Below are 4,815 nucleotides of genomic sequence, written 5' to 3'. Positions count from 1 at the left end.
GCCGGGGCAGCTCTCCGGGGCGCTCGCCACCGGCGGCCTGCTGGTGGCCGTGGAGCCGGGCGCGTCCCTTTTCCGCGACCTCGTGTTCGGCCTCACGGGCGGATGGTTCGAGGAGGCCGTCGGCGGCATGCCGGTCGGGCGCCTGGAAGATATCGAGGGCTGGCAGCGCACGCTCAGCGCCCACGGCCTGGTCAAGGTCGCGGTCGAGCGCGCGGCGTCGGCCAACGGCGACGACCTGCTTCTGGTCGCCGAGGCGCCGGTGCGTCCGGGCCCCGCTCCGGCCCAGAGCTTCGCCTTCGTGATCGGCTCGGATGACGAGTTCGCGGCCGAGACGGCTTCGTCCCTGGCGACCCTGCTGGTCGCCGGCGGCGTGCACGTGTCGATCATCCTCGATTCCGAGACGTCGCTGATGGAGCTGGAGAAGGAGACCCCCGACACGGTGGTGTTCCTGGCCGGCGCCTTCACCCGCGGCGGCGAGGCGGCCGAGCGGCTGCGCGACCGCTGCCTCAGCCTGAAGCGCTGCACCGAGCATCTCGGTGCCCGCCAGACCCGCCTGTGGGTCGTGGCGCCGGGCGCCACCCGCGACCGCGGCGGCCAGACCACCAACATCGAGGCCGGCGTGTGGGCGTTCTCGCGCACCCTAGCCAACGAGGCGCCGAACCTCGACGTGCGCCGCATCGACCTCTCGCCCGAGATGTCGTCGAAGCGGGCCTCCGAGCGTCTGCGTGACCTCATCCTCTCCGGTACGCCGGAGACCGAGATCGTGCTGGACGACGAGCGGACGCAGGTCGTGCGCTTCCATGCCGGCCGGCCCAAGCACCGGGATCTGGCGGATGCCGTCCCGGCCGAGGCCGCGCGCCTGGAGCGCAGCAACACCGGCGGCCTCAACGAGATGGTCTGGGGCCCGGCCGAGCGCCGCACCCCCGGCAAGGGCGAGATCGAGATCGCGGTCGAGGCCACCGGCCTGAACTTCCGCGACGTCCTGTGGGCGCTCTCGATGCTGCCCGAGGAGATCCTGGAGGACGGCTTCGCCGGTCCCCGGCTAGGCCTCGAATGCGCCGGCCGGGTCACGGCCGTCGGCCCGGGCGTGAAGGGGTTCAAGGCCGGCGACCCGGTCGTCGCCTTCGCCCAGTCGGGCTTCGCCACCCACATCGTGGTGCCCGAGATCGTCGTCGCGCCGAGCCCGCAGGGCCTCGACCCGATGGCGGCCGCGACCGTCCCGGTGGCGTTCCTGACCGCCTATTACGGCCTCGTCTCCTGCGCCCGGATGCGGCGCGGGGAGTGGGTGCTGGTCCATGGCGGCGCGGGCGGCGTCGGCCTCGCCGCGCTGCAGATCGCCAAGCTGAAGGGCGCGCGGGTCATCGCCACCGCCGGCTCCCGCGAGAAGCGGGCCCTGGTGAAGGCGCTGGGTGCCGAGCACGTGCTCGATTCCCGCTCGCTGGCCTTCGTGGACGAGGTCCGGGCGATCACCGGCGACGGCGTCGACATCGTGCTGAACAGCCTGTTCGGCGAGGCGATGGAGCGCTCGCTCAACGCGCTTCGGCCGTTCGGCCGCTTCGTCGAGCTGGGCAAGCGCGATTACGTCGCCAACACCCATATCGGCCTCCGCCCGTTCCGGCGGAACCTCAGCTACTTCGGCGTCGACCTGGATCAGGTGATCCAGCACCAGGGCGACGACGGCGCGCGGATGTTCCGCGAGGTCATGGCCCTGTTCAACGACGGCGGCCTCAAGCCCCTGCCGTACCAGCCGTTCACGGCGGCCGAGACATCGGACGCGTTCCGGCTGATGCAGCAATCGGGTCACATCGGTAAGATCGTGATCAGCCCGCCCAAGGCCGGCACGATCCTCAAGGAGACCAAGCGGCCGTTCACGGTCTCGGAGACCGGCGTTCACCTGGTGACCGGCGGCCTCGGCGGCTTCGGCCTGGAGGCGGCGCGCTGGCTCGTCGACAAGGGTGCCCGGCACCTCGTGCTCGCCGGCCGCAAGGGCGCGACCACCGACGAGGCCAAGGCGATCGTCGCCGAACTCTCTGGGCGCGGCGCCAAGGTCGAGGCCAAGGCCGTCGACATCACCAGCCGCTCGGCGGTGGATCGCCTGATCGCCGAGATCGAGCAAGGCGGGAAGAAGCTCGCGGGCGTTCTCCACGCCGCGGCGGTGCTTCAGGACGGCCTGATCGCCAACATCGACGCGGCGGCGCTGGACGCCGTGATCGGCCCGAAGGTGGTCGGCGCCCAGCATTTGGACGCCGCCACCCGGGACCGCAGCCTCAACTACTTCGTGATGTTCTCGTCGGCCACGACGTTCATCGGCAACCCCGGCCAGGGCTCCTACGTCGCCGCCAACGGCTTCATGGAAGGCCTGGCTCGGCAGCGCCGCCGCCGCGGCCTGCCCGCTTTGGCGGTGGCCTGGGGCGCGATCGGCGATGTCGGCATGCTCGCCCGCAACAAGGCGGTCATGGAAGGTCTCGCCGGCCGCGTCGGCGTCACCCCGATGGAGGCGCGCCGCTGCCTTGACTTGATGGCGGATGCCCTGGAGAGCCAGGGGACCTCGCCGGACGAGGCGGTGATCGCCATCGCGGCGATGCACTGGGGCAAGGCGCGCGAGCGGCTCGCCACGATGCGCTCGCCGAGCTACGCCGACCTCGGGTCGGACCAGCAGGCGGAGGCCGGCGGCGTCCAGGCGATCAACATCGGCGCGCTCCTCAAGGGGGGCGACGTGGATGCGGTCCGCAAGACGGTGTCGGACGCGATCGTCGAGGACATCGCGCGCATCCTGCGCCTGCCCAAGGACGACATCAGCCGCGTGCGCCAGCTCTCCGAGATCGGTCTCGACTCGCTGATGGGCGTCGAGCTCGGCGCCAGCCTGCAGGAGCGCTTCGCCCTCGATGCGCCGCCCGCCGGCCTGTCGTCCGGCATGACGGTCAACGAGCTGTCGGAGTCCTTAATTCAGGCGGTTTCCGCGCCCATGGATGAAGCGGCCGGTGTCGCGATGAGCCTCGTCTCGAAGCATATCGGTGGTGAGATCGATGCGCAGATGATGGCGCCGCTCAGGGAACTCATCGAGAAGACCAACAGCGAGATCAAAGAGACCAACTCATGACCGATACGGCACGGCCTGACGGCGGGCGCGCGGCGCTCGCCGGCTTCGTGACGAACCGCCTCGGACGCGCGACGCCGCGCCCGGCGCCCGCCAAGGCGGCTTCTCCGGCCGGGCAATCGGCTGCGCAGAACTTCGAGAACCTGCCGGGCTACCGCGAGCTGCAGTTGCAGCGCCAGGCGGCGCAGCTGATCGGGCTGGGCAACCCGTTCTTCCGCGTCCACGACGCGAAGGCCGGCGCGACCACACGGATCGACCAGAAGACCTTCACCAACTTCTCGTCGTACGACTATCTCGGCCTGAACGGGCATCCCCGGGTCAGCAACGCGGCCCGAGAGGCGATCGACGCCTACGGTACCTCCGCGTCGGCGAGCCGTGTGGTGGCGGGCGAGCGGCCGGGCCATATCAGCCTCGAGCAGGCCCTGGCGAAGCACTACCGCACCGAGGGCTGCATCGTGATGGTGAGCGGCCACGCCACCAACGTCACGACCATCGGGGCGCTTCTGGAAGCCGGCGACGTGATCTTCCACGACGCGCTGTCGCACAACAGCATCGTCACCGGCGCGCAGCTCTCCGGCGCCCAGCGCCGCTCCTTCGCGCATAACGACCTCGACGCCCTGGAGAGCCTTCTCCAGAACACCCGCCACGAGCACCGCCGGGCGCTGATCGTGGTCGAGGGCCTGTACAGCATGGACGGCGACGCGCCGGACCTCGCGGGTCTCGTTGCGCTCAAGAAGCGCTACGACGCGTGGCTGATGGTCGACGAGGCGCATGGCCTCGGCGTCACCGGCCGCACCGGGGCGGGCCTGTTCGAGCATTGCGGCGTCGACCCGAAGGAGGTCGACCTCTGGATGGGCACGCTGTCGAAGACGCTCTCGACCTGCGGCGGCTACATCTGCGGCCCGATCGCCTTGATCGAGTACCTCAAGCACACCGCCGGCGGCTTCGTGTATAGCGTCGGCATGTCGCCGCCGCTTGCCGCCGCCGCCGAGGCGGCGCTGGCGGTGATGCATGCCGAGCCGGAGCGGGTCGAGCGCCTGCGCCAGAACGGCACGCTGTTCCTGGCCACCGCCAAGAAGCTCGGCCTCGATACCGGCTTCAGCCTCGGGCTCGCGGTGGTGCCGATCATCGTGGGTGACTCGCTCAAGGCCGTGACCCTGTCGGATCGCCTGTTCCGACGCGGCATCAACGTGCAGCCGATCATCCACCCGGCCGTGCCTGAGCGGGCCTCGCGCCTGCGCTTCTTCCTTACCTCCGAGCACACCGCGGACCAGATTCGCGACACCGTGAACGCGGTGGCCGAGGAGATGACGGCGATCGATAAGGGCGGCTCGCTGATCGAGCAGCTGCTGGCCAAGCGCGGCTGAGTTTTTTCGAGCTGCGTCCGAAGAATTCGTCGCACACCTTCGACGAACTCAAACGTGAGCATCAGGCCGGATCGGTTTACCGGCATGATGCTGTAAGCCATGATGCCTAAAGCATAGTGCGCTGAACGCCCGTCATGCCCCGCCTCGGTTCAGCACGATGAGGCCGGTCGCGATCGGCAGGAACAGCCGCATCGGCTTGTCGATCAGCGGCCTGAAGCCGAGATCCGCGTAGAACGTCGCGGCTCGTTCATCGATGGCGTCCGCAAAGATCGCGTGGCTGCCGATGGCGGCCGAGGCCACGGTACGGATCGCATCGAACACCAGAACCTCCCCCAGCCCCTGCCCACGGAA

The 4,815-nt window shown here is 70.0% G+C and carries 2 protein-coding genes and 1 pseudogene; 2 read left to right on the top strand and 1 reads right to left on the bottom strand.

Going from position 1 to position 4,815, the window contains the following annotated elements:
- On the top strand, window positions 1-3,100 hold a 3,100-nt coding region (locus FV228_RS20450; protein WP_147856297.1), incomplete at its 5' end, for an SDR family NAD(P)-dependent oxidoreductase.
- A complete protein-coding gene (locus FV228_RS20445) occupies window positions 3,097-4,464 on the top strand; it encodes an aminotransferase class I/II-fold pyridoxal phosphate-dependent enzyme (RefSeq protein WP_147856296.1) in 1,368 nt (455 codons plus the stop codon). The genes FV228_RS20450 and FV228_RS20445, both read left to right, overlap by 4 nt.
- Window positions 4,465-4,596: 132 nt before the next feature.
- On the opposite strand, the pseudogene FV228_RS20440 reads toward FV228_RS20445, so the two are convergent.
- Window positions 4,597-4,815, bottom strand: a pseudogene (locus FV228_RS20440) (GNAT family N-acetyltransferase); the annotation flags it as partial.

Origin of the sequence: Methylobacterium sp. WL18, from assembly GCF_008040015.1 — a bacterium.
Taxonomy (GTDB): domain Bacteria; phylum Pseudomonadota; class Alphaproteobacteria; order Rhizobiales; family Beijerinckiaceae; genus Methylobacterium; species Methylobacterium mesophilicum.
The sequence above is the reverse complement of the archived record's forward strand: the minus strand, read 5'-3'. Positions and strand labels throughout refer to the sequence as shown.

What these genes read in the sequence shown, in the direction of transcription:
- FV228_RS20445 (WP_147856296.1), top strand. Translation starts at nt 3,097, where the DNA reads ATGACCGATACGGCACGGCCTGACGGCGGGCGCGCGGCGCTCGCCGGC.